We start from the raw sequence: 24,273 nt of genomic DNA on the forward strand, positions 1-24,273 counted from the left end.
ACAATAAAAACATGTGATTTGTCTAGTCACTTTCGCTTCCTTCGCCATACAGTGCTAATAAGGAAAACGAAAAGGGAGGGCAGTGCGATGGCTGATCACGAAGAGCAAAAGCAGCAGGACAGACCGCTAGACCGTTTTTCCCGCTTAATGTTTGGTCCCTTTCCTCCGTCTCGCCAGTCAAACGATGGAGCATCTATACAAAATGAGGCCCCTTCACAGCAAGGCCTTGATTTTATGCAGCTTCTCCAAAATATTGATACACTCGTCGCCTCGTTTGATCAATTAAAGCCGTTAATGAAAAAAATCACTTCCTTTGTCGACATGCTCAAAAAATAAAAAGCGCCGCCTGCAATAACGTGTTCGGGTTTGAAGTACAAAAAGATATTTAACAATCTAATTTTAAGACCAATTCGCATAGGAATTGGTCTTTTTATTTTTATTGTTTTATTATAAAATCGCAACTAAATTAGCATACCAATTAACAGAATAATAATAATTATTGTCACCGATAAAATGGATGTGTCAACATGATCATCGGATAACAATATACGGTCTCATCATCTCATAATCCTCGTGCTCCAAGATATGACAGTGCCATACATACAACCCTGTATAAGGACCAAACTTCATGATAATTCGAGTTACCTGGTTAGGATTAGCTCTTACTGTATCCTTCCATCCCCGCTCTTGTGGTTCGGGAGGAATCGCCGGACCCGTATAATGGATAATTCTCTCCTTTTTATACTTTTCTACATCGAAATCTCTCCGGTCTAATATTTGAAAATTAATTAAGTGAAGATGAATAGGGTGTGTATCCTCAGTTAAGTTAATTAGATACCATATTTCGGTTGATCCCAATTTGGGATTTTCTGTTATAGGGTCATCCCACCGTTTATTATCCAATAGCATGAGTTTACGACCGTACTTATCCACATTATCGTTTAATGTTAGGTATCGTATCTTTGAAGCTAACTGTTCTTTTATTTTTGGAAGAGGCCCCATATAAGACGGTATAACACTCGTATCAATATTTGAAAGAGGAAGAGTCACTCTAAACTGCATCACAGTACTTGTATTTTCATCTGGCGGATCTCCGGTTGGAAAAGGAGCGGGGGCATCATTTGTCATGATGATATTCTTTCCCTCAAGATTGGTAAAATCAATGATTACATCTGCCCGTTCCGCAGGTGCCAACGTGATTTCTTTGACTCCTATCGGGTATTCCATCAATCCTCCATCCGTCCCGATTTGATAAAAAAGTTGTCCCGAATCAAGCTTTAGCCTATAAAAACGGGTATTAGAGGCATTTAGCAGCCTGAATCGATATTTACGGGGTTCCACTTTTAGATACGGCCATACTTTTCCGTTCACCAAGATGGTATCCCCAATAAATTCAGGAACTATCGACGTTTCTAATTCCGGGATTGGTTTTTCTGGTTGTTTCGGATAATAAAGAGAACCATCTTTATTAAAAGTCTTGTCCTGTATCATAAGAGGGATATCATATTTCCCACTTGGCAAATTCAATAAACGTTCCCGATGATCTCTGATAATATAGAAACCCGCCAATCCAGCATACACATTGAGCCTCGTGATACCAATCGCATGGTCATGATACCAGAGGGTGCAAGCTCGATCGTAATTATCATATCGATATATTTGCTTTCTAAAATATGGACCGACTTGTTTGAATCCCTTTGTAAACCAAGCATCCGGGTAGCCATCGCTTTCCCATTCAACACTAGCGCCATGTACGTGTACCACCGTTCGTACTTCCGGTACATCCACATGGGCACCATGCACCGTATAGTCTACTGGCAAAAGATGCTTATCTGGAAGATTGTTGATCCATTTAATAAACACTTTTTCTCCGCTCTCTACTTCAATTGTAGGTCCTGGATAGCTGCCTTCATAGCCCCATACAGTTGTATCATTTAACTCGCTATGGAGTGATTGCTTAAATTCCGTCATATTCACTTCATAATAAGTATAAAACTGATCTTTCCATCGAGGATTTAAAATAGGGGGAATGGGGAGTTCATCTACAAATTTAGAGAGAATCATATTTCCACTCCTTTATTACCCTGATGATGATAATGACCTTCTTTTCTAAAGGTTATCAATATTACAAGCCCTGTATGACAAATGGAAATGGTTTTTGCGGTTGACAAACAGTGCGATTGCGCGAGAAAATCAAAGAAAACAAAAGAGAAGTCGGGCGCTGTACACATAGTGCGTACCATTGGAATAGGCGCTTGTTCAACGAACAGGCGCATTAGTTCAACATAACATAAGATTAAAGCAAAAAGGCATTGTTTTTCCTAACAATGCCTTTTTGCTGCGAATGATAATGTTTTTTGCCGCTAATTACATAACCATTTACCAAACGAATAGTTATGCTAATTTATATTTTGTACCCCTAATCCGTATCCGTTACGCCTGCAAGCGCTTTTTGTTTTTTATCCACCAAAATAATTCCTCTATCGTGTCTAGAGAAGATAGAGGAATTTACGGGAGCTCGTTATATTTCCTGAAAAATTTAATAATTTCCTGTGCCAATTGGTAGTTCTTTTCCGGTAAGTAATAAACAACAAGAACACGATCGTTCATCGCTTTCATCCATTGCTCATACTTGCGGCAATGAAGCGACGATGGATAATGGGTCACTCCTGATAATTGCCATATTTTAACCGGAACTTGGTGTGGGATGAGAAGCAGCGAAGGAACTGCTTTTTCGACGTTTGCTTCTTCTATGTCATAGGCAAGCGCAATCTCCTTTACCATGCGCTTATAAAAAAATTGATTTTCCTTTTCATATTCGAGCTGGGCGCGCAAATCGAGACAAGGGGTTAACATCACAACCGCACGGATTTGTTTCGGCATCGCTTCAAGAAGCTGCAAAGCAACGAGCGCTCCCATTCCTTCGGCAAGAATGTAAATGCGATTGTTTAAAATTTCACTTTTCAATACGTAGTAAATCAGCTGCTTCGCTAGACGTACCGCTTTGGAGCTTCCCCAATGCCGGCCATACAGATGAGAGTAAAATACTGTGTAACCATATTCGAGCATCTGATCAAGAAGATTGCGGCGACCTTTATGCTCGATCCAAAAACTTGTATGCTCGTTTACAAAATGGTTCGTATCACCAATAATAAAGAGAGCAAATCCATTTGGGCGTTCCGGCAGATGAATAATGCACCATTGGTCATCGAGCTGAAAAAACCGTTGTTGAACCGTCATATGGATATTCACCCTTGTTTTACGATGCATAATTGTACAGTATACCATATGCGGCGCATAATAAAACGTATGGGTATATGCCTAATGAGCAAGTTGTGGTAAGATAAGAAAAGGAATTTGAAATGATGGGAGGAATAAGAAGATGCGGCTGTTTTGGACGTTTTTCTGGACGTTTCTGTTAGTGCAGATGGCTACCTATGTAATGGGATCCATGCAAGGAATCACCTATAATTTTTCTACCGGAGCCTTACTGGGCGTCATTGTGACCGTTCTCATCTTTATTGTCGCCAGTCTGATTCCGGATGAGCCGGTAGAACATCACCATCATTAATCACTTGCATCATAACAAAAGGCTGTCCAAATCGTGGACAGCCTTTTGTTATGATTGCGTTTTTATCACAATTTGCCCGTTTTCATAATCGACCACTACCGTACTGTAATCTTTCACCCGTCCAGCAATGATTTCTTTCGCCAGCGGGGTTTCAATTTGCTTTTGCATAAACCGTTTCAACGGCCGCGCTCCGTAAACCGGGTCAAATCCAGATTCAGCGATATATTCTTTTGCCTTATCTGTCAAAGAAAGCGAAATATGGCGGTCGCTGAGCCGTTTGGATAATTCGTTGGCAAATTTCGAGACAATTCCTTTTATTTCATTCATCGTCAGCGGCTTAAACAAAACAATATCATCGATGCGGTTTAAAAATTCCGGACGGAAATGGGCACGCAGCTGCTGCAAGACTTGTTCGCGCGTTTCTTCTTTAATTTCCCCGCCTTCCGTCACCCCTTCTAGCAGCAGGTGGGAGCCGATATTGGACGTCATAATCACAACCGTGTTTTTAAAATCAACGGTGCGCCCTTGCGAATCAGTAATCCGCCCGTCATCGAGCATTTGCAGCAAAATATTGAACACTTCTGGATGCGCTTTTTCGATTTCGTCTAATAAGATGACGGAATACGGTTTGCGCCGCACCGCTTCGGTCAGCTGCCCGCCTTCTTCATAGCCGACATAGCCTGGAGGAGCGCCGATTAAGCGGGAAACGGCATGTTTTTCCATATACTCGGACATATCGATGCGAATCATTTGTTCTTCGCTGTCAAATAATGCTTGTGCCAACGTTTTCGCCAATTCTGTCTTTCCGACGCCGGTCGGTCCTAAAAAGATAAACGAACCGATCGGACGGTTTGGATCTTTAATGCCGGCACGCGCCCGCAGCACCGCATCAGCCACTAGTTCCACCGCTTCGTCCTGTCCGATGACCCGTTCATGCAACAGTTCATGCAAGCGCAGCAGCTTTTCCCGTTCTCCTTCGACAAGCCTTGTCAACGGAATTCCCGTCCAGCGCGAAACGATTTCGGCGATTTCCTCTTCTGTTACTTCCTCGCGAAGCAGCCTTCCCTCATTATTTTCGTTCATTTCTTGTTCTAGCTGCTTTAATTGTTTCTCAAGCTGCGGAATGCGGCCGTGGCGGAGTTCCGCTGCTTTGTTCAAATCATATTCATTTTCTGCTTCTTCTAACTCACGCTTTGCTTTTTCCAGCGCCTCGCGCACATCGCGCACACGCCCAATTGCTGCTTTTTCCTGCTGCCATTGCGCTTTCATGCTGTTTGCCTTTTCCCGTAAATCCGCAAGTTCCTTTGTGAGCGCTTCAAGGCGTTCTTTGCTCGCCTCATCCGTTTCTTTTCGCAGCGCCGCTTCTTCGATTTCCAGCTGCATAACGCGGCGCATCACTTCATCCAACTCCGACGGCATCGAGTCCATTTCCGTACGAATCGTCGCGCACGCCTCATCAACTAAGTCAATCGCTTTATCCGGCAAAAAGCGGTCAGAAATGTAGCGGTCTGCCAATGTCGCGGCGGCAACGAGAGCACGGTCATGAATTTTTACGCCATGATGGACCTCAAACCGCTCTTTTAAGCCGCGCAAAATCGAAATCGTATCTTCCACGCTCGGTTCTTCGACAAGCACTTGCTGGAAGCGGCGTTCGAGCGCCGGATCTTTTTCGATATATTGCCGGTATTCATCCAGTGTCGTCGCACCGATGCAGTGCAGCTCCCCGCGCGCCAGCATCGGTTTCAGCATATTGCCGGCATCCATTGCGCCTTCCGCCCTGCCGGCGCCGACAATCGTATGCAATTCATCGATAAATAAAATAATCCGACCTTCACTTTTCTTTATTTCGTTTAACACCGCTTTTAAACGCTCTTCAAATTCGCCGCGGAATTTTGCGCCCGCGACAAGTGAGCTCATATCTAACGCAAAAATCGTTTTGTCCTTTAATCCTTCGGGAACGTCTTTGCGGACAATGCGCTGCGCTAAGCCTTCGACAATTGCCGTTTTTCCGACCCCCGGTTCACCGATTAATACCGGATTGTTTTTGGTTTTCCGCGATAAAATGCGAATAACGCGGCGAATTTCGCTGTCGCGGCCGATCACCGGATCGATTTTTCCCGCTTTCACTTCCGCGACTAAATCGCGTCCATATTTTTTTAACGCTTCGTATGTAGCTTCTGGCGTCGGACTTGTCACGCGCTGATTCCCCCTTATTTCCACCAATACTTTCCATAATGAAGAACGATGAATGCCGTAGCGGCGAAAAAGCTCACCGATATCATCCGTTTCTGATGCCATTGCAAGCAGCAAATGCTCTACGGAAATATATTCATCTTGCATCGTTTTCGCTTCTTTTTCTGCATTCGTCAAGACCTTCTGCAGCCGTGAAGACAAATAAACGTTTTCTGCCCCCGCTCCTAGCACTTCCGGCTTTTTCTTTAACAACACTTGCAGTTCATGAATGAATGCATCTATATTAACACGCAACAGTGTGAATATTCTTTTGGCAAGTCCTTCTTCTTGCTGCAATAAGGCCAGCAGCAAATGTTCGACATCGAGCTGCTGATGGTGATGTTTCACAGCAGTCGACTGGGCCGTCATCAAAGCCTCTTGCACTTTTTCGGTAAATTTTTGAATATCCACACTGACTTCCCTCCTTTTTGACCTTCTTTGACCTTTATGTATATTATAGCGGATGCTTGCTTGTTATTTCAAATAGAAAGCCACTCCTTGACCGGAATGGCTTTATGGAGGGTAAAAATCCATCACGAAAACGTTCTTTTTTATCCCTTTAACGTTTAGCAACTAATAGCGACGCCGATTTTTCTCGGCTTATTGTCGTTACGGTTTGCGCATATACGTCCAATGACGATTATGATTCGATGTTTCCGGAAACGTATCTCCTGCTTTGAGCTTGATTTTTTTCGGGTTCTTGACATTATCTCCTGTCTCGCCAATTTCGATGTATACTCCGTTGTTCGGCGCTTTATCTCCTGGTTGAAAATGGCGTTGTTGGCCCATTGTCGTATTCCCCCTTATTCAGAGTACATTTTTATCATTCCCTCCTCCATGTTTGTTCATAACCAAGCAAATAATGGTGGCATAAAAAACACCGGGCATATTCCCGGTGCTACTTCCTTATAACAAAGAAACTAAAATCGCTTTTTGCACGTGGAGGCGATTGCCTGCCTGCTGAAATACGTATGAATTCGGTCCATCAATCACATCCGCAGTCACTTCTTCACCGCGATGGGCCGGCAGGCAATGCAAAAACATATAATCCGGTTTCGCATGTTTCACTAATTTATCATTGACCTGAAACTCCTGGAATGCAGCAAGACGCTGCTCGCTTTCCTGCTCCTGTCCCATGCTCGTCCATACATCCGTATAAATAACGTCGGCATCGGCGACGGCTTCGATTGGGTCGTGTGTCACCGCGATGGCAGCTCCGCTTTGTTTCCCAATTTGCACGGCTGCATTTACATAAGTTTCTTTCGGTTCATAGCCAGACGGACAAGCAATGGTGCAGTCCATGCCGACCTTGGCAGCGGCAATCATCAGCGCATGAGCGACATTGTTTCCGTCGCCGACATAAGCAAGTTTCAACCCTTTTAACTCCTTCTTTACTTCATAAATCGTCAATAAGTCGGCAAGCGCCTGGCACGGATGATCATCGTCTGTCAATCCATTAATCACCGGAATCGTCGCATATTGAGCAAGCTCCTCCACTTTGCTATGCGCAAACGTACGAATCATAATCGCATCCACATATTGTGACAGCACTCGTGCGGTATCGGCAATCGTTTCGCCGCGTCCGAGCTGCAAATCATTGCTGTTTAAATAAAGCGCGCTTCCACCGAGCTGAATCATGCCGACTTCAAACGATACTCTCGTGCGCGTAGATGGCTTTTCAAAAATCATCGCCAACGTTTTTCCGGTAAGCGGAGTATAAGATTGTCCGGCAAGCTGCTTTTCTTTTAACTGCGCAGCAAGCGCCAGTAAATCATGAATGTCTTCTGCCGAAATATCCATCAATGTTAAAAAATCTTTTCCTTTTAGGGAAACGACTGTGTTCATACGATCACCGCTTTCTCCATTTGTTTTTTCTTTTCAAGCCACTCTTGAACCGATGAAACCGGAAACGGATTTATGCCGATCGCCTGCAAAAAGAGCGCAAACGTCTCGTTTTCGGTAAACACCTTGATTTGGCGGGACAACGCAATGGTTCGATATTCAAAACTTGTTTCATCTTTTTGCAAATCAAAAAACGCCAGCGCTTCTTTTCGTTTCACCCATTCGGAAAACGGCATGTCAGAAACAATGATTAATTGTTTTTCTTTTATTTGCTCAAGCAATGGTTCGGCTATTTCTCCATTTACATAAATTTCCCGCGCCTCACGCTTTTTCGCTAAATACGGATAAAAAGCTTTCGCCGCTGCTTCCTCTTTTGTTGCTGCAATGCTGATTCCTTCACCGGTCGATTTCATTTCCGGACCGACAAGCGGGTCGACGCCCGTCAGCTTATATGTCGAAAAGACGGGATATTTTAGAACAAAGTATGGCAAGTTCGCCAAATGCCACTGTTTTTCATCAACGACTTCGTGCAAGCATTTCCCAAGCAATAATTTTGTCGCAATTTGCGCAAGCGGAATTCCCGTTGTCTTGCTGACAATCGGCACGGTTCGGCTTGCGCGCGGATTGACTTCGAGAACATAGACTTGCCCGTTGGCAATGACATATTGGATGTTCATAATTCCTTTAAATTGCAGCTTTTTCGCGATTTTTGCCGCATAAGTAATAATATTGTTTTGCTCTTCTTTTGTCAGCGTTTGGGCCGGCAGCCATGCATAGCTGTCTCCGGAATGCACCCCTGCTTTTTCGACATGTTCAATAATCGTCGGCAGCAAAATATCGTTTCCATCGGTCACGACATCGACTTCCGCTTCTGTTCCGTCTAAATATGCATCAATCAGCAACGGATACGCAATCATGCCTTGCGCTAACAGCGTTGCCAACTGCTGTTCGTCTTTGACAATAAACATTCCTCTGCCGCCAATCACATAGGAAGGACGAAGCAATATTGGATAGCCGATTTTTTCAGCATTGGCAAGCAGCTCTGTTTCGTTATTGGCCATCATTCCCGGCACGTGCGGAATGTCGAGTTCTTCTAACAGCTGATAAAAACGGTCGCGATCTTCCAACCGGTCAATGATATCGTACGTAACGCCAAGAAGCGGGACATTTGCTTCCTCCAGACCTTTCACTAAATTAATGGCCGTCTGTCCGCCAAATTGAACGATCACTTTATTGATTTGTTCCGCTTCAATGACGTTTAACACGTCTTCCAGCGTCAGCGGTTCAAAATAAAGCCGGTCCGCCACGGCAAAATCGGTACTGACCGTTTCCGGATTGTTGTTCATTAGCACTGTTTCATATCCTTCTTCTTGAAGAGCATAGACGCTATGGACAGAACTGTAGTCAAACTCGATTCCCTGGCCGATACGAATCGGTCCGGCGCCAATAATCAGCACCTTTTCCTTATCGGTTTTTTTCCGTTCGTCCTCGCCGAAATAAGTGGAATAATAATAATCCGTTTCCGAATGAAATTCGGCGGCACACGTATCAACCATTTTATAGGCCGGAAGGATGCCGAGCTGTTTTCGCTTTTCCCTCACGTCTTGCTCCTTCACGCCCCACGCTTCCGCCAAAAATGCATCCGTAAATCCTTTTTCCTTTAAAAAGCGGAACGTCGCTTCGTCAATTTCGTCCAGATTTGTCTCTTTCGCTTTCTTTTCCAATTCGATGAGCTGATAAAACGAATGCAAAAAGAAACGGTCGATTTTCGTCAGCGCATAAACAGTATCGATCGTTTCCCCGCGCCGGAACAGCTCAAGAATAGCAAAGAAACGGCGGTCATCCCTGTTTACAAGCAGCTGCTTCAGTTCGGCTTCTGTTTTTTCGGCAAGCTCCGGCAAATACAGGCCGTTATTTTTGCCTTCTAGTGAATAAACCGCTTTTTGAAACGCACGTTCCATATTGCGGTCGATCGCCATCACTTCTCCCGTCGCCTTCATTTGCGTGCCGAGCTGGCGGTCAGCAAGCGGAAATTTGTCAAACGGCAGGCGCGGAAATTTTACGACGACGTAATCGAGCGCTGGTTCAAAGCTGGCGTACGTCGTTTTCGTCACCGGGTTCAACAATTCCGCCAACGTATAGCCAACGGCCAATTTTGCAGCAATGCGGGCGATCGGATATCCGGTCGCCTTGGAAGCAAGCGCCGAGGAACGGCTGACGCGCGGATTAACTTCAATCAAATAATAGCGCTTGCTGAACGGATCGAGGGCAAATTGAATGTTGCAGCCGCCAATAATGCCAAGTGCAGAAATAATTTTAATCGCCGAGGATCGAAGCATTTGATATTCTTCGTCTGTCAGCGTCTGCGACGGGGCGACGACGATGGAATCGCCCGTATGGATGCCGACAGGATCGACATTTTCCATATTGCAGACGGTAATGCACGTATCAGTATGATCGCGCATCACTTCATATTCAATTTCTTTAAACCCGGCAACGCTCCGTTCAATCAAGCATTGCGTAATCGGACTTTCGGCTAGTCCTTTTTCCACGAGCGCCACAAATTGCTCCATATTTTCGGCAATGCCGCCGCCGGTTCCACCTAGCGTGTATGCAGGACGAATAATGATCGGAAATCCGATTTTTTCGGCAAATGCGACCGCTTCATCGATATTGGTAATAATTTCGCTTTCCGGAACAGGTTCGCCTAATTCATACATCAAGGCGCGAAACGCTTCGCGGTCTTCCCCTCTTTTAATTGCTTCAATCGGCGTTCCGAGCAGTTTCACCCCGTATTTTTCCAAAATTCCCGCTTCATGAAGCTGAAACGCTAAGTTTAATCCTGTCTGTCCGCCGAACGTCGCAAGCAGCCCATCAGGCCGTTCTTTGGCGATCACCGCCTCGACGCTGTCTACTGTCAGCGGCTCAAAGTAAACAGCATCCGCATGAACATCATCGGTCATAATCGTCGCCGGATTATTATTCACTAAAATAACCCGGTATCCTTCTTCTTTTAAGGCAATGCATGCTTGCGTGCCGGAATAATCAAACTCCGCGGCCTGGCCAATGACAATCGGGCCGGATCCGATGATAAGAATCGACTGCAGTGATGTATCTTTAGGCATAGACTTTCTCTCCCTTTACCACTGTTTGTAGAAACTCGTCAAAAATATGATCCGTATCCCCAGGACCTGGGTGCGCTTCCGGATGGTATTGCACCGATAAAATCGGTTTATGGCGGTGCACCATGCCTTCAACAGAACCGTCATTGACATTGGTAAAGCGGATATGAAACGGAGTGTTTGCCAAACTGTCTTTTTTGACAACATAACTATGGTTTTGCGAGGTCATAAACACTTTTTGTTTCACCGCATCAAAGACAGGCTGATTGGCGCCCCGATGTCCGAAACGGAGCTTTTCCGTGTCCCCGCCGTAGGAAAGCGCCACTAGCTGGTGGCCGAGACAAATCGCCAACGTCGGATAACGGTCGATGAGTTGCCGGATGCCGGCTAAATGCGGGGAAAGCTGTTTCGGGTCGCCCGGGCCGTTGGATAAAACGATGCCATCCGGTTTTAGCGATTCGACCGTTTGCGGCGAACTATGATATGGAACGACCGTCACTTTGCATCCGCGTGCGATGAGAGACTGCAAAATCGATTTTTTGTAGCCGAAATCAATTAGCACGAGATGAGGCTGGCCGTCTCCGTACGTTTCGATTTGCGGCGTCGACACATCGCGAACTGGAGATAAATGGTCATCCAACGCGGCGAGCGTACATGATGGCGATACGGTCAGCTTCGCCATCATCGTTCCTTCATTGCGGATTTCTTTCACTAATGCACGCGTATCGACATGGGTTAATAACGGGATGTTCCATTGCTGCAAATATTCTTTCAAGCTATACTTCGCTTCGTAATGATATCCATGGCTGCTCGCCTCATAGACTACGACCGCCTGCACATGCGGACGCTTGCTTTCAAAATCATCGGCATTAATTCCGTAATTTCCGATGAGCGGGTACGTAAACACAATAATTTGATTTTTATAAGAAGGGTCTGTCAATACTTCTTGATAGCCGGTCATGCCGGTGAAAAAGACGATCTCCCCGCTTACCTCCCCATTGGGAAGCGGCGATGCCAATTGTCCTGTGAACGTCTTTCCGTTCGCTAAATGCAAATATGCTTTCATTCATGACACCTCATGATTGAGTTTTTATTTATATGATAGAATTTTTATTCACCCATAAGGATAAAGATGCAGCCGACGATCATTTCGCCGCTGCGACTCCTGCTTTTTGTATTGTTTGTTTCACGATCTGTACTGCTTGATCCAATTGTTCCTTTGTCACGATCAACGGCGGCAGCAAGCGGACGACATTTGGTCCCGCTGACAGGACAAGCAGTCCTTTTTCATGAATGGCTGGAAGCAAATTCGCAATATCCCCGTGGCATTCAATGCCAACTAATAAACCAAGCCCACGTACTTCTTTCACGAACTCCAATTCCTCGAGTGCTTCTTGAAGCTTCGCTAAAAAGTACGTTCCTTTTTCTTGGACATCTTGTAAAAAATCGGGCTGGAAAATAATTTCTAAAGTTGCTTTCGCGGCTGCCATTGCAATCGGATTGCCGCCAAACGTCGAACCGTGCACCCCGGCACTGAACGTATCTTTCAAAAACGCTTTGCCGATCATCGCGCCGACTGGAATGCCGCTGCCCAACCCTTTCGCGGTGGTAATAATATCCGGTTCAATATTAAAATATTGATAGGCAAACGGTTTGCCGGTACGGCCGATGCCGGTTTGCACTTCATCGACAATGAACAGGGCACCGTATTGCTGGCAAAGTTCAGCCGCTTTTTGGAGAAACAATGGCTCCGCCGGTCTGACGCCGCCTTCTCCTTGCACAATTTCCACTAGAACCGCGGCGACCTCTTCGTTCATTTCTTTTTCGAGCGCCTCTACATCGTTAAACGGCAGATGAACAAATTCCGGCAAAAGCGGACCGAATCCTTTATGCACTTTTTCCTGACCGGTCGCCGCCATCGTGGCGAACGTCCGTCCGTGAAACGACTGCTGAAAGGTGATAACTTTATGGCGTCCCGTGTGTTTGCGCGCCAGCTTCAGCGCCGCTTCATTCGCTTCCGCGCCGCTATTGCAGAAAAATACGTAGTCGCCGCAGCTGTTTGCCGTAAGAAGCTGCGCCACTTCTTCTTGCAGCGGAATCGTAAATAAATTGGATACATGCCAAAATTGATTTAGTTGCGCTTCGATCGCTTTTTGCACGGCCGGATGGCGATGACCGAGGTTGCAAACCGCAATTCCAGAAACAAAATCTAAATATTGCTTCCCATTTATATCGGTAATCGTCGCTCCTTCGGCCGATTGCACACAAATGTTCCAACGGTTATATGTCGGAAATAGCGTTCCCATTAATATACCCCCACTTCGCTTTGAATCGTTGTTCCGTACCAATTTCCGTTTTGATAAAATGACGTTTTTCCGCTGACAATCATCACTTCATGCAGCGATTCCGATAGCGCGGCCAGCGCTGCTTTTACTTTTGGAATCATCCCGCCTGTAATCACACCGTCTTTTATCATCTGTTCAATCGCCTCGACCGTTGCCCGCTCGACGACCGCACCGTCCCGCAATATTCCTGGAACATCTGTCACGAACAAAAGCTGCGTTGCTTTGATTGCCTTCGCTACCGCCCCCGCCGCCGTATCGGCGTTAATATTGTATTTTTGTCCGTTCTTATCCGCGCCGAGCGGCGAAATAACCGGAATGTAACGCAACTGCAGCAATTGATGAATAAAAGCGGCGTTGACATCGACCACTTCGCCAACGTAACCAAGCTTCATGAAATCGATTGGCGCCGCTTCGAGCAGCCCGGCATCGAGGCCGGAAATACCGACAGCCGGCAAGCCATGCTGCTGCAAGAGTGCAACAAGCTGTTTATTCACTTTTCCCGCCAGAATCATTTCAACGACGTCCAATACTTCCTTTGTCGTTTTGCGCAATCCGTTCACAAATTCACTGTGTACTTGAAGCCGCTTTAACATCTGCCCGATCTCTGGTCCACCGCCATGAACGAGAACGATGTTCATGCCTTGTGCATACATCGCTTGTAAACTAGTAAAAAACGCTGAAGACAAATCGCTTAATACGCTGCCGCCGCATTTAATGACAACCGTCTTTCCCATCCTTCTCTCCCCTTGCTACGTGCGATAGCTTGCGTTAATTTTCACGTAGTCGTACGTTAAGTCGCATCCCCAGGCAACTCCTTTACCGCTGCCTAGATGCAGATCTACTTCAATAACAATTACATCGTTTTGTAAATACGCGATCGCTTCTTCCTCGGAAAACGGCTGCGGTTCGCTTCCTTTTAGCATGACAATCGGTCCAATCGCAATATCGACATTGTCCGGATTCACCATTGCGTCTGCGTAGCCGATCGCCCCGATAATTCTTCCCCAGTTTGCATCAGCACCATAAACGGCCGTTTTTACTAAATTAGAACCCACGATTTGTTTGGCAATTTTTTTCGCATCATCATCCGTTTTCGCCCCGTTCACATGCACTTCAATTAACTTTGTCGCCCCTTCGCCGTCTTTGGCGATTTGCTTCGCTAAATCCTCACATGTTTTTTTCAGCGCTTCATAAAAGTTTTCCCAGTCTGGATGATCCGGAGTTAATTCCTTATTTCCGGCAAGCCCGCTTGCCATAACAATTACCATATCGTTCGTGGACGTATCGCCATCCACCGTAATTTGATTGAACGACACATCCGTGATCGAACGAAGCGCTTCTTGCAATAGCGGCGAAGAAATATTGGCATCGGTGGTGATAAACGCCAGCATCGTCGCCATGTTCGGATGGATCATTCCCGATCCTTTTGCCGCTCCGGCGATGGTTACGGTTTTCCCGTCGATCATCGTTTGGTAGCAGGCTTTTTTCATCACCGTATCCGTCGTCAAAATCGCTGTTTGAAACGCCTCTGCATGGTCGAGCGAATCTCCTGGCTGCAATTTTTGGATTCCTGTGCGGATTTTTTCCATCGGCAGCAATTCCCCGATGACGCCAGTGGAAGCGACAGCGACATGATGCGGGGCAATGCCGAATTGCTGCGCGCATAACTCCCTCATTTCATAAGCATCTTTTAATCCTTGTTGACCCGTACACGCATTGGCGCAGGCGCTGTTGACAACCACCGCCTGCAGCTTTTGCTCCACCGCGATGCTTTGCTGCGTCACTTTGAGCGGCGCAGCCTGAAAATGGCTCTGCGTATAAACGGCGGCGCAGGAAGCCGGCACTTCACATAAAATAACGCCTAAATCTTTTTTCGTATAACGCAAGCCGGCATGAACCCCGGCTGCCTTAAATCCTTTTGGTGTTACTACCGTGCCTTTGCCAACGGAAACAATCTTTCCATCTTGTTTTGCAATCGCCATCGTTTGCTCTCCTTCCTTACGGGTAAATCGGCATGTACGTAAGTCCGCTTTCTTCGTTCCAACCCATCATCACGTTGAAATTTTGAATCGCCTGCCCCGCCGCCCCTTTGACAAGGTTGTCAATAACAGAAACGACGGTAATTCTTCCTGTCCGTTCATCATATGCAACGCCGATATCGCAATAATTGGAACCATATACTTCTTTCGTCGATGGAAATTGCCCAGGTTTGCGAATGCGGACAAATATCGAATCTTTATAACTGGTTTTATATAAATCTACCAACATGTCTACCGACAGAGGTTGCTTTGCTTTTGCATAAATCGTTGCCATAATTCCTCTTGTCATCGGAATTAAATGCGTGCTGAACGTAATCGGTTGAATGCGTTCATTCCACGTTTGCAACATTTGCTCGATTTCTGGAATATGCTGATGGGAATTTACTTTATAAATTTTGACGTTTTCGTTCACTTCAGAAAAATGGGTGTTCAATGACGCCTTTCGTCCCGCTCCCGATACGCCCGATTTGGCATCGACGATAATCGAATTTTCTTCGATGAGCTGCTCTTTGACAAGCGGCGCCAAGCCAAGCAATGTCGCCGTCGGGTAGCATCCCGGGTTGGAAAGAAGCCGCGCCTCTTGGATGTTTGGCTTATTCCACTCCGTCAGCCCGTATACCGCCTGCTGCAAATAATGATCGGAAGCCGCCTGCCGCTTGTACCACGTTTCGTATACCGCTCCGTCTTTTAAGCGAAAATCACCCGATAAGTCAATCACTTTCACTCCTTGGTCGATGAACGCGGGCGCGAGTGTACTAGAAACTCCCGGCGGAGTGGCGAAAAAGACGACCTCGCATTCATTGGCAATTTGTTCTACATCTATTTTTTGCAAAACCGCATCCTCGATTTCACCGACGTGCGCGAAACTTTCCGAAAGATGAATTCCTTCTTGCGAAGATGAATAAAGATAACAACGGCGCACATGAGGATGGTTGCGTAAAAACCGTAGCAATTCCGCGCCGCTGTATCCGGTTGCACCAATAATGGCAATATTCATGGCGCTCCTCCCCAGCCGAATTGTACTTTATGTAGTAACCATTATAATACTGTATAAAAATAAAATCAAATGTATATTTAATTATTTCCCAAATATTTTTTACCCATTTTCAAATATTTTTCAATATATTCACAGTAAATATGATTGACTCCCCTGTTTTTTACTGTAGAATCTTCTATTGGAATGATGTAAAAGGTGGGCTATATATAATGAAAAGCATTTCTGGGGAACTTCAGGAATTATTGACGGCGATTTACCGCGATATTCCTGTTCAAAAAGGAACCTATTTATTTCAAGAAGGAGAAAAGGCAACGGAGCTTTACTATATTCAGTCGGGAAAAATACAAGTAAGCAAAATAACCGCAGACGGACAAGAACTGACTTTGCGCATCTGCAGCAAAGGGGATTTAATTGGGGAACTGACGTTGTTTTGCGACAATGCAAAATATATGTTGAATGCGAAAGTATTGGAAGATGGAGTCATTTCCGTCATCAAGCGCAATGTGTTGGAAGAGCGGCTCATGGAAAACCAAAAACTGGCCCTTGAATTTATGACATGGATGAGCAACCATTTTCGCAAAACGCAGACGAAATTTCGTGATCTTATTCTTCATGGAAAAAAAGGCGCATTATATTCGACGCTGATCCGCTTGTGCAATAGCTACGGCGTTATGAAAGAAGACGGTATTCTCATTAACATCCAACTTACTAACCAAGAACTGGCCAACTTTTGCGGCACATCGCGCGAGGTGGTTAACCGCTTGTTAAGCGAATTGCGCAAAAAAGGGGTCATTTCCATAAAAAAAGGAAAAATCAAAGTGCTAAATCTTCGCTATTTACGAGAAGAAATCGCTTGCGAAGGCTGCCCGCCGGAACTATGCACCATCGATTAAGAAAACCGAAAGGCGCTTGATCAACGACAATACGCTATTAAAAAACGAGGTGCGTCAACAGGCGCACCTCGTTTTTATGAGTAAAAAACCATCATGGCAATAAGAAAAATAAGCAGCGTTGGCGATTTCTTATATTCCTAGCTTCATAATCGGGAGCGATTTTCCGTATAAATAATCACTTTTGCTTTTGCTGATTTTTCATTGCTCTTATCCTCCGCTTACCGGTGGAATAAAGGCGACAATATCGCCAGGCTGAAGTGTTTGCTCATCGCCGGCATATTCCTCATTGACCGCGACCATCACTTGTTCTAGGCTAATACGGTAACGTTGCTTCACTTCTTCCTTTAATTCTTTTACCGTTTTTGGAACATGCGGCAAGATGACGCGTTCTTCACCGACCGCCTCCTGCAAGTGGGCGAAAAAAAGCAATGTAATCATCGCAAATCCTCCTCTTCCGGTCTCCCTGTCGGGTACGCTTTTGTCTCCAATTGATTGCCGACCCATTCCGTGCCATCTTCCCAATGCTCTTTTTTCCAAATTGGAACAATTTGTTTAATGCGCTCAATTGCGTAACGATTCGCCGCGTACGCATCGTTTCGATGCGGCGACGATACAGCGATGACGACTGCGATCTCACCGATATCCAGCCGGCCGATCCGATGGGTAATGGCGACTTTTGCTTCCGGCCACTTTTCACGGATCTCTTCTCCGATTTGCCTTAACATTTTTTCTGCCATCGATACATACGCCTCATATTGTAAAAACAACGTCCGTTTTCCCTTCGTCCATTCGCGCACCGTGCCAATGAATGTGGTCACCGCGCCGGCTTCCGGACGCATCACTTTTTGGATCACTTCTTCCAAAGAAATCGGCTTGTCCGTAATGACAAAAAGACGTTCATTCATTCGTGTTTTTTCACCTCATTCATCAACCAACGTAAATAACTTTCTTCATCGTCAATAGAAAATAAAGGATAGGAAAAAAAGGGTGGCTGCGAAAAAGGTTGCCACGTAATGACGGCAATAATGTTCGCCAACCGGGAAAGCGAATCCCAGTCCTTTTCGTTTCGTACCATTACTACTTTTGGATATCGTTCGCTTTTGTAGCCCTCAACAAGGACCAAATCAAGCGGCAACAGCTGATAGAACGATAAAATTTGCGCGAGCGACCATGATGACTGCCGGGCGTAAAGCTGCAGCAATCCGTCTCCTTCCACCGACACACAAACCGCCCCCGCCCGTTCGTGGCGCTCTGAGTCGGTATCCGCATATCGTCTTTCCGGCTCGCCGCCATGCCCATGATGTTTGATCGTTCCAACACGGTACCCTTTAGAAGACGCGATTTTTACCCATTTTTCAATCAGCGTCGTTTTGCCGCTGTTTTTATAGCCGACTACCTGCCAGACGTTCATACGTCGCTTCCCTCTTCATCTTCTAGCAGCCACACCTCAACGGTATCGCCTTTGGCAAACCCGCGCGTTCCTCCTGGAAGCACCATCAGGGCGTTCGCTCTCGCCAATGATGTGACAATATTCGATTTATCCATGCCAACCGGCGCCACCGTTAACCGTCCGTCTTCGAGCGCTACGTAACTTCTGACAAAGCGGGTGAACGGATTTGGCTTTGGAAAGTCGGCCATCAACATAGCCGTTGCTTTTTTCAAATACGGTTTCGTGGAAAATAGACGCGTCCGCACAACAGGGCGCACAAACAGTTCATAGCCGACATAGCAGGCGGATGGGTTGCCCGATAGCCCAAACAATAGCTTGCCGTCAAGATGCGCAACCGTCGTCACGCTGCCCGGGCGCATCGCCACTTTATTGAACAGCACTTCAGCGCCGAGACGTTTATAAATGATCGGCAAATAATCATAATCCCCGACAGAGACGCCTCCTGTTGTAATCAACATATCCACTTGATCGAGCGCGGATTGGATCGCGGCAAAACAAGTATCCAGATCGTCCATTAATTTGCCGAAATAAATCGGCTCCGCGCCGCTGCGGACCACTTGCGCTTGAATCATATAGGCGTTGCTGTTGCGGATTTTTCCCGGTACGAGCGGGTCGGATACATCCAAAAGCTCGCTGCCTGTCGCAAAAATGCCGATGCGCGGCTTGCGCGCCACTTTTACCTTGGCATATCCAAATGTCGCTAATAGCGCCTGCACGCCGGGGTTGATCCGCGTGCCTTTTGGAACAAGAGCATCGCCCTTTTTCGCATCCTCCCCTTGAAACGAAATATTATCTCCCGGACGAAACGGCCGTTTGATCGACATATACGTTTTGCCATCCCGTTCATATTGTTTGGCTAGCTCCAACATGACAACCGCGTCGCATCCAGCGGGAATTTGCGCTCCTGTCATGATGCGCACCGCCTGAAACGGTTTCACCGCTTTTGTCGCCACCTGTCCCGCTCCAATCGTTTCAATCACTTCAAATTCGACCGGGTTGTCCAGATTCGCCTGCGCGGAGTCCACAGCGCGGATGGCAAAACCGTCATATGGGGAGCGGTCAAACGGCGGAACGTCATGATCGGCGCGCAATTCTTCAGCCAAATACCGACCGTATGCTTCCTCAAGCCGAACCGTTTCCGCTTCCCCTTCCCCCGCATATTTCATGACCCTTTCGATCGCTTCCGTTACCGGAATCGGAGTTCGCTTTTCCAACATGCTTTTCTCTCCCTTTCTCATTTAATGGCTGTCCACGATATCCATTATTTTACTTTTTTACATTTAGAAGAGCAAGCAAACTGCCAAAGAAAGCAAGTTTTTATTGGTTCATCCGCACTGTTGATGATCGGAAGTTTCGCATGAAGATTTACTTAATGCATTGACATTATGTCGATTTTCGCTTTCCAACTGTTCAGCCTTCAACAGCCGAAACATCCCCCATCCCTTCTTTCCTATTTTCATTGTACGGAAACGAAACAAAGCTAGTCGTGATGTTCCTCACATTTATTCGTTTCATTTCTTTCCTAACGCAACTTGTTCAAAATTTCTTCATTTATGTGATGTACATCACGACATGCAAAAAAGAAAAGAAATATGCTTAAGTTGTAACGATTGATTAAGATGGAGGTATCAGCCATGGAAAAATGGTTTACAGAACAATCGCTCATCGGTGATATCGTAGCACAATTTCCAAAAGCAAGCGATCTTTTCAAATCATACAAAATTGATTTTTGCTGCGGCGGGCAGCGCCCATTGCAGGAGGCAATAAAAGAGCGCAGTTTGGACGAAAAAGCGATTTTGGAAGAGCTGAACACGCTTTATGCTCAATCGCTCGAAAAAGCCAATCGAAACTGGAAGGAAGCTTCTTATCGCGAGCTGATCGATCATATCATCGGAAAACATCATCGTTACTTGGCGGAAGAACTGCCTCAGCTCAGCCCTTACGTCACCAAAGTGCTGCGCGTCCACGGAATGCATCATCCGCATCTTGTGCAAGTTCATAAGCTGTTTAACGAGCTGAAAACCGAACTGGAACAGCATACGGTGAAAGAAGAAACTTACGCTTTCCCGCTTATTTTGCAATTTGAAGAAACTCCGACTCCAGAAAACAGAGAAACGATGAAACAAGTGGTTCGCGAACTTGTCAATGAACATGACGTTGCTGGCGACATCATCAAAACGATTCGTGAAATTACGAATGACTTTATCCCACCGGAAGATGCATGCGGTACGTACCGCCTTGTCTACAATCGACTAGAAGCGCTAGAAGAAGATTTATTGGAACATATCCATTTGGAAAATAACGTGTTATTCCCGCGCGTTCTCGCAGAAGCAGAGCCATCGGCAGAAATGTCTTGATAAACCAAAAGCACTGGACCGTTCCACTAGAAGGAAACGGTCCAGTTTGTTTATCCGCCAATATAAGACATTTCAATTTTCTTCCGCATTTTCGCCGTTTGCTCCGTCCGTTCGTCCGAATAGCGGTCTGTCCGCATGTTCCATGTGGATGCGATCACTTTCTTGATCTCCTCTTTATCCGCTCCAGAACGCAGTTTTTCTTTCAGCGAAACGCCGCTTGTCGCAAACAAACACGTATACAGCGTGCCATCGGCGGAAATGCGCGCCCGAGTGCAGCTGCGGCAAAATGATTCTGTCACCGAGGCGATAAACCCGACTTCCACGTTGGTGCCAACATAGCGGCAGCGGCTTGCCACCTCGCCGAAGTAGGCTTTTTCCACCGGCTCGAGCGGATGCATTTGTTGCAAAAGTTCATACATTTCTTTTTTTGTGACGACATGAGAAAAATCCCAGCCGTTGGTCGTGCCAACATCCATAAATTCGATAAAGCGAAGCGTAATACCCCGTTCCTTAAAATAAGAAGCCATCGGGATAATTTGCGAGTCGTTCATGCCTTTTTTCACAACCATGTTTACTTTGACGCCAAGCCCGGCTTCCTGCGCCGCTTCAATTCCTTTTAACACCGGCTTGACCCCGACGCCAACGCCGTTCATTTTTTTAAATATATCATCATCCAGCGCATCTAAACTAACATTAACGCGCTTCAGCCCCGCTTCTTTCAAACGTTTTGCCCATTTCACTAAATGAATCCCATTCGTTGTAAGGCCAATATCGCGGATGCCGGGAATGTGTGTCAATCGTTCAATCAAGATATCCAAATCCCGTCTTAGCAGCGGCTCTCCCCCGGTAATGCGAATTTTCTCGACGCCAAGCTCGGCAAAACTTTCAGCAAGCAGCACCATTTCCCCGATCGTTAATAATTCGTCTTCACGCAAAAAACGGAAATTCGGACCGAATATTTCTGCTGGCATGCAATATACGCATCGAAAATTGCATTGATCCGTTACCGAAATGCGCAAATCGCGAAGCGGTCGGTTCCAGCGGTCGACAACGGCCGCCGATTCTTTTCTTTCCATCCCGCTTCCCCCTTTCAATGAGATTTAAACGTTGTCGCACACAGCAACAGGAAAAACGACAAAAGCATCGTGATGGCTACCCATGCCCACGCTAAATTCGTTTCTCCGGACTCAATCGCCACATAAATAGCGGTTGGCATCGTTTGCGTTTTGCCGGGAATATTTCCCGCAAACATGAGAGTAGCGCCAAATTCGCCAAGGCTGCGGGCAAATGCCAAAATCGCCCCGGAAATAAGCGCCTTTTTCGCCAAGGGAATCGATATATGCCAAAAAACTTGGTATTCATTTGCTCCGTCGATGCGCGCCGCTTCTTCAATCGTTTGATCCACCGCTTCCAATCCGGCCTTGGCCGATTGATACATGAGCGGAAAGGAAACGACCACAGCCGCAATCACCGCTGCGTACCATGTAAACATCACCGGCGCGTGAAACAATGTTTCTATTCCTTTGCCAATTACACCGTTTTTTCCGAATAAAATGATAAGAAAAAAACCGACAACTGATGGCGGCAGCACGAGCGGAAGCATCAGCAACGTTTCAATGACGATTTTTCCTTTAAACCGACGGTGCGCCATCCACTTAGCCGTGATGATGCCAAGAAGCACAACCATTACTCCAGAAACAAATGCAACCTTTATCGATAACCAAACCGGCCACCAAAATTCCATCATCATAAAACCTCTTTCAACAACACCATTCTGTTTCACTATATAAAAAAAAGAAGAAAAATGTTGTGATACTACTCACATTTTAACATAACAAACATGCAAATCGTTTTAGAAAAGTTTGTGACAGCATCGTGACAATCATCGCGAAGCAACAAAGTGTGATTTTTATCACTTCGGGATGGTTTCATTGTTTTTACAATAAAAGTAACTACAAACTATTGGGGTGAACCAGATGCTTGCAGCCAAAACGTTCAATCAGCAGGACCGCTTTGCCCATTTACGCGAATTGCTTCGTTCCGCCAAACATACAGTCAAAATACGAAAAGGAACGTTTTTATTCCAAGAAGGAATGGCGGCCGCTGAACTATATCTTATTCTTTCGGGGAAAGTGCAAATAAGTAAAATTTGCGCTGACGGAAAAGAGATGTGTTTCCGCATCTGCGGCCCTGGGGAAATTGTCGGCGAGCTAACATTGTTTACAGCAGAACCTCGCTATTTATTAACAGCAAAAGTGATCGAAGATGGCGAAGTAGCAGCCATTAAAAAAGATGATTTAGAACAGCAGCTCCTCACCAACCCTTCACTTACCTATGAATATATGCAATGGGTCAGCACGCATGCGCGGCGGACACAAACAAAATTTCGCGATTTAATTATGCACGGCAAAAAAGGAGCACTGTATTCCACGCTTATCCGCATGTGCAACAGCTATGGCGTCAAGCTGGATAACGGAAGCATCCTCATCGACTTAACGCTGAAAAACCAAGATTTAGCCAACTTTTGCGGCACCACCCGCGAAAGCGTCAACCGCATGTTAAACACGTTAAAGCAGCAAGGCGTTCTTTCCATTAAAAGAGGAAAAATTACGATCCATGACCTCGACTATTTAAAGCAGGAAATTCAATGCGAAAACTGTCCGGTGGATATTTGTTGCATTGAATAAAAACACCCCTCCTTTTCGAATGGAAAAGGAGGGGTGTTTTTAAATCTTCTTTGCACGCATGCGGCGATATACAACATAATGTCTATTTAAATACGTCAGCGGAACGCTCCAAACATGGACAAGACGGGTAAACGGCCAGATGCCAAACAGCAATAAGGCGGTAATAATATGAATTTGGAATCCTAATGGGGCATCGCTTACCAGTTGCGGCAGCGGCCGAAACGTTAAAATACCTCGGAACCATGGGCCAATCGTATCGCGATAATCAAACGTTCCTCCCGTAGCGGTATATCCTACTGTATTTGTAAATCCCGTTAAAATGACGATGGTTAACAGAAACAATGCAAGGAAATCACTTTTGCTGCTGTTGCGGAAAATACGACGAACGCTTAACCTCCGCCATAGCAGCAACAGAACGCCGATGACCGTCGCGACCCCAGCTGCGCCGCCGAACCAAACCGCCCCGAAGTGATACATCTCATCCGTAATTCCGATTGTTTCATAAAATGGTTTTGGCACCAGTATCCCAGCTACATGCCCGAAAAAAACAAATATAATTCCCCAATGAAAAAGAATACTTCCCCATCGCAGCCGTCTGCTTTCAAGAAACTCACTTGATTTTGCCGACCAGCCAAATTGATCTGTATTATAACGGTAAATATGACCAACGACAAATAACGTAAGCATGAGATACGGATAAATTACCCAAAGAAATTGATCAAGTAAACTCATCGGGCG

Annotated in this window: 23 protein-coding genes; 5 read left to right on the forward strand and 18 right to left on the reverse strand. The window is 45.9% G+C overall.

Annotated features, from left to right (window positions below; genetic code table 11):
• Positions 1-87 precede the first annotated feature (87 nt).
• On the forward strand, positions 88-336 hold the full coding sequence (locus GCA01S_RS15735; protein WP_017436326.1) for a hypothetical protein: 249 nt from the start codon (positions 88-90) through the stop codon (positions 334-336).
• Between the two features lie 195 nt (positions 337-531).
• Here GCA01S_RS15735 and GCA01S_RS15740 read toward each other — a convergent pair whose 3' ends face one another.
• Together GCA01S_RS15740 and GCA01S_RS15745 are read right to left on the reverse strand one after the other, a co-directional pair.
• Entirely contained in the window at positions 532-2,064 is a 1,533-nt protein-coding gene (locus GCA01S_RS15740; protein WP_042411275.1) for a multicopper oxidase family protein, read from the reverse strand.
• A gap of 444 nt (positions 2,065-2,508) precedes the next feature.
• Complete coding sequence (locus GCA01S_RS15745) at positions 2,509-3,240, reverse strand: alpha/beta hydrolase (protein ID WP_042411278.1); 732 nt, start codon at positions 3,238-3,240, stop codon at positions 2,509-2,511.
• Positions 3,241-3,382: 142 nt separating this feature from the next.
• Between GCA01S_RS15745 and GCA01S_RS15750 the strand changes: the two genes are divergently transcribed.
• Positions 3,383-3,571 (forward strand): YjzD family protein, encoded by a 189-nt coding sequence (locus GCA01S_RS15750; protein WP_017436329.1) that lies wholly within the window; start codon positions 3,383-3,385, stop codon positions 3,569-3,571.
• A gap of 48 nt (positions 3,572-3,619) precedes the next feature.
• Here the strand turns inward: GCA01S_RS15750 and clpB are convergent, their stop codons facing one another.
• From clpB to argC, 9 genes are all read right to left on the reverse strand, one after another.
• Positions 3,620-6,214, reverse strand: coding sequence for an ATP-dependent chaperone ClpB (gene clpB, locus GCA01S_RS15755; RefSeq protein WP_042411280.1), 2,595 nt, complete (start codon positions 6,212-6,214; stop codon positions 3,620-3,622).
• 198 nt (positions 6,215-6,412) lie between these two features.
• Positions 6,413-6,592, reverse strand: a complete 180-nt coding sequence (locus GCA01S_RS15760) for a YjzC family protein (protein WP_017436331.1) — start codon at positions 6,590-6,592, stop codon at positions 6,413-6,415.
• 117 nt (positions 6,593-6,709) lie between these two features.
• The gene (argF, locus tag GCA01S_RS15765) at positions 6,710-7,648 is read right to left on the reverse strand and encodes an ornithine carbamoyltransferase (RefSeq protein ID WP_042411282.1); all 939 of its coding nucleotides are present in this window, start codon (positions 7,646-7,648) and stop codon (positions 6,710-6,712) included.
• Positions 7,645-10,770, reverse strand: a complete 3,126-nt coding sequence (locus GCA01S_RS15770) for a carbamoyl phosphate synthase large subunit (RefSeq protein WP_042411286.1) — start codon at positions 10,768-10,770, stop codon at positions 7,645-7,647. Before GCA01S_RS15770 ends, argF begins: the two co-directional genes overlap by 4 nt.
• Positions 10,763-11,833, reverse strand: coding sequence for a carbamoyl phosphate synthase small subunit (locus GCA01S_RS15775; RefSeq protein ID WP_042411288.1), 1,071 nt, complete (start codon positions 11,831-11,833; stop codon positions 10,763-10,765). The genes GCA01S_RS15770 and GCA01S_RS15775 overlap by 8 nt, the downstream gene beginning before the upstream one ends.
• Positions 11,834-11,912: 79 nt before the next feature.
• The gene (locus tag GCA01S_RS15780; protein WP_017436335.1) at positions 11,913-13,073 is read right to left on the reverse strand and encodes an acetylornithine transaminase; all 1,161 of its coding nucleotides are present in this window, start codon (positions 13,071-13,073) and stop codon (positions 11,913-11,915) included.
• Positions 13,073-13,846, reverse strand: a complete 774-nt coding sequence (gene argB / locus GCA01S_RS15785) for an acetylglutamate kinase (protein ID WP_017436336.1) — start codon at positions 13,844-13,846, stop codon at positions 13,073-13,075. The genes GCA01S_RS15780 and argB overlap by 1 nt, the downstream gene beginning before the upstream one ends.
• Positions 13,847-13,861: 15 nt before the next feature.
• Positions 13,862-15,094 (reverse strand): bifunctional ornithine acetyltransferase/N-acetylglutamate synthase, encoded by a 1,233-nt coding sequence (argJ, locus tag GCA01S_RS15790; RefSeq protein WP_042411290.1) that lies wholly within the window; start codon positions 15,092-15,094, stop codon positions 13,862-13,864.
• Positions 15,095-15,110: 16 nt separating this feature from the next.
• The gene (argC, locus tag GCA01S_RS15795) at positions 15,111-16,148 is read right to left on the reverse strand and encodes an N-acetyl-gamma-glutamyl-phosphate reductase (RefSeq protein ID WP_017436338.1); all 1,038 of its coding nucleotides are present in this window, start codon (positions 16,146-16,148) and stop codon (positions 15,111-15,113) included.
• Between the two features lie 209 nt (positions 16,149-16,357).
• Here argC and GCA01S_RS15800 point away from each other — a divergent pair, with 209 nt between their 5' ends.
• Positions 16,358-17,041: a Crp/Fnr family transcriptional regulator gene (locus GCA01S_RS15800; RefSeq protein ID WP_042411292.1), complete on the forward strand. Its 684-nt coding sequence runs from the start codon at positions 16,358-16,360 to the stop codon at positions 17,039-17,041.
• 207 nt (positions 17,042-17,248) lie between these two features.
• Here the strand turns inward: GCA01S_RS15800 and moaD are convergent, their stop codons facing one another.
• The 4 genes from moaD to GCA01S_RS15820 are packed head-to-tail and all read right to left on the reverse strand — an operon-like array spanning position 17,249 to position 19,708.
• Positions 17,249-17,479, reverse strand: a complete 231-nt coding sequence (gene moaD, locus GCA01S_RS15805) for a molybdopterin converting factor subunit 1 (protein ID WP_017436340.1) — start codon at positions 17,477-17,479, stop codon at positions 17,249-17,251.
• The gene (locus tag GCA01S_RS15810) at positions 17,476-17,946 is read right to left on the reverse strand and encodes a molybdenum cofactor biosynthesis protein MoaE (protein WP_017436341.1); all 471 of its coding nucleotides are present in this window, start codon (positions 17,944-17,946) and stop codon (positions 17,476-17,478) included. Before GCA01S_RS15810 ends, moaD begins: the two co-directional genes overlap by 4 nt.
• Entirely contained in the window at positions 17,943-18,452 is a 510-nt protein-coding gene (mobB, locus tag GCA01S_RS15815) for a molybdopterin-guanine dinucleotide biosynthesis protein B (protein WP_042411296.1), read from the reverse strand. The genes GCA01S_RS15810 and mobB overlap by 4 nt, the downstream gene beginning before the upstream one ends.
• On the reverse strand, positions 18,449-19,708 hold the full coding sequence (locus tag GCA01S_RS15820) for a molybdopterin molybdotransferase MoeA (RefSeq protein ID WP_017436343.1): 1,260 nt from the start codon (positions 19,706-19,708) through the stop codon (positions 18,449-18,451). Before GCA01S_RS15820 ends, mobB begins: the two co-directional genes overlap by 4 nt.
• 417 nt (positions 19,709-20,125) lie before the next feature.
• Between GCA01S_RS15820 and ric the strand changes: the two genes are divergently transcribed.
• Positions 20,126-20,848, forward strand: coding sequence for an iron-sulfur cluster repair di-iron protein (gene ric, locus GCA01S_RS15825; RefSeq protein WP_017436344.1), 723 nt, complete (start codon positions 20,126-20,128; stop codon positions 20,846-20,848).
• A gap of 50 nt (positions 20,849-20,898) precedes the next feature.
• Here ric and moaA read toward each other — a convergent pair whose 3' ends face one another.
• Together moaA and modB are read right to left on the reverse strand one after the other, a co-directional pair.
• Positions 20,899-21,924, reverse strand: coding sequence for a GTP 3',8-cyclase MoaA (gene moaA, locus GCA01S_RS15830; protein WP_042411299.1), 1,026 nt, complete (start codon positions 21,922-21,924; stop codon positions 20,899-20,901).
• Between the two features lie 14 nt (positions 21,925-21,938).
• Entirely contained in the window at positions 21,939-22,595 is a 657-nt protein-coding gene (gene modB, locus GCA01S_RS15835; RefSeq protein ID WP_017436346.1) for a molybdate ABC transporter permease subunit, read from the reverse strand.
• A 229-nt stretch (positions 22,596-22,824) separates the two neighbouring features.
• Here modB and GCA01S_RS15840 point away from each other — a divergent pair, with 229 nt between their 5' ends.
• On the forward strand, positions 22,825-23,535 hold the full coding sequence (locus GCA01S_RS15840) for a Crp/Fnr family transcriptional regulator (protein WP_042411301.1): 711 nt from the start codon (positions 22,825-22,827) through the stop codon (positions 23,533-23,535).
• 39 nt (positions 23,536-23,574) lie between these two features.
• Here the strand turns inward: GCA01S_RS15840 and narI are convergent, their stop codons facing one another.
• Positions 23,575-24,267 (reverse strand): respiratory nitrate reductase subunit gamma, encoded by a 693-nt coding sequence (gene narI / locus GCA01S_RS15845; RefSeq protein ID WP_017436348.1) that lies wholly within the window; start codon positions 24,265-24,267, stop codon positions 23,575-23,577.
• Positions 24,268-24,273 lie beyond the last annotated feature (6 nt).

This window comes from Parageobacillus caldoxylosilyticus NBRC 107762, assembly GCF_000632715.1.
Classification (GTDB): domain Bacteria; phylum Bacillota; class Bacilli; order Bacillales; family Anoxybacillaceae; genus Saccharococcus; species Saccharococcus caldoxylosilyticus.

Excerpts from the sequence above, each read along its gene's own strand:
- GCA01S_RS15735 (WP_017436326.1), top strand. The coding sequence starts at position 88 with ATGGCTGATCACGAAGAGCAAAAGCAGCAGGACAGACCGCTAGACCGT.
- GCA01S_RS15740 (WP_042411275.1), bottom strand. The coding sequence starts at position 2,064 with ATGATTCTCTCTAAATTTGTAGATGAACTCCCCATTCCCCCTATTTTA.
- GCA01S_RS15745 (WP_042411278.1), bottom strand. The coding sequence starts at position 3,240 with ATGACGGTTCAACAACGGTTTTTTCAGCTCGATGACCAATGGTGCATT.
- GCA01S_RS15750 (WP_017436329.1), top strand. The coding sequence starts at position 3,383 with ATGCGGCTGTTTTGGACGTTTTTCTGGACGTTTCTGTTAGTGCAGATG.
- GCA01S_RS15760 (WP_017436331.1), bottom strand. The coding sequence starts at position 6,592 with ATGGGCCAACAACGCCATTTTCAACCAGGAGATAAAGCGCCGAACAAC.
- argF (WP_042411282.1), bottom strand. The coding sequence starts at position 7,648 with ATGAACACAGTCGTTTCCCTAAAAGGAAAAGATTTTTTAACATTGATG.
- GCA01S_RS15770 (WP_042411286.1), bottom strand. The coding sequence starts at position 10,770 with ATGCCTAAAGATACATCACTGCAGTCGATTCTTATCATCGGATCCGGC.
- GCA01S_RS15775 (WP_042411288.1), bottom strand. The coding sequence starts at position 11,833 with ATGAAAGCATATTTGCATTTAGCGAACGGAAAGACGTTCACAGGACAA.
- GCA01S_RS15780 (WP_017436335.1), bottom strand. The coding sequence starts at position 13,073 with ATGGGAACGCTATTTCCGACATATAACCGTTGGAACATTTGTGTGCAA.
- argB (WP_017436336.1), bottom strand. The coding sequence starts at position 13,846 with ATGGGAAAGACGGTTGTCATTAAATGCGGCGGCAGCGTATTAAGCGAT.
- argJ (WP_042411290.1), bottom strand. The coding sequence starts at position 15,094 with ATGGCGATTGCAAAACAAGATGGAAAGATTGTTTCCGTTGGCAAAGGC.
- argC (WP_017436338.1), bottom strand. The coding sequence starts at position 16,148 with ATGAATATTGCCATTATTGGTGCAACCGGATACAGCGGCGCGGAATTG.
- GCA01S_RS15800 (WP_042411292.1), top strand. The coding sequence starts at position 16,358 with ATGAAAAGCATTTCTGGGGAACTTCAGGAATTATTGACGGCGATTTAC.
- moaD (WP_017436340.1), bottom strand. The coding sequence starts at position 17,479 with ATGATTACATTGCTTTTTTTCGCCCACTTGCAGGAGGCGGTCGGTGAA.
- GCA01S_RS15810 (WP_017436341.1), bottom strand. The coding sequence starts at position 17,946 with ATGAATGAACGTCTTTTTGTCATTACGGACAAGCCGATTTCTTTGGAA.
- mobB (WP_042411296.1), bottom strand. The coding sequence starts at position 18,452 with ATGAACGTCTGGCAGGTAGTCGGCTATAAAAACAGCGGCAAAACGACG.
- GCA01S_RS15820 (WP_017436343.1), bottom strand. The coding sequence starts at position 19,708 with ATGTTGGAAAAGCGAACTCCGATTCCGGTAACGGAAGCGATCGAAAGG.
- ric (WP_017436344.1), top strand. The coding sequence starts at position 20,126 with ATGGAAAAATGGTTTACAGAACAATCGCTCATCGGTGATATCGTAGCA.
- moaA (WP_042411299.1), bottom strand. The coding sequence starts at position 21,924 with ATGGAAAGAAAAGAATCGGCGGCCGTTGTCGACCGCTGGAACCGACCG.
- modB (WP_017436346.1), bottom strand. The coding sequence starts at position 22,595 with ATGATGGAATTTTGGTGGCCGGTTTGGTTATCGATAAAGGTTGCATTT.
- GCA01S_RS15840 (WP_042411301.1), top strand. The coding sequence starts at position 22,825 with ATGCTTGCAGCCAAAACGTTCAATCAGCAGGACCGCTTTGCCCATTTA.
- narI (WP_017436348.1), bottom strand. The coding sequence starts at position 24,267 with ATGAGTTTACTTGATCAATTTCTTTGGGTAATTTATCCGTATCTCATG.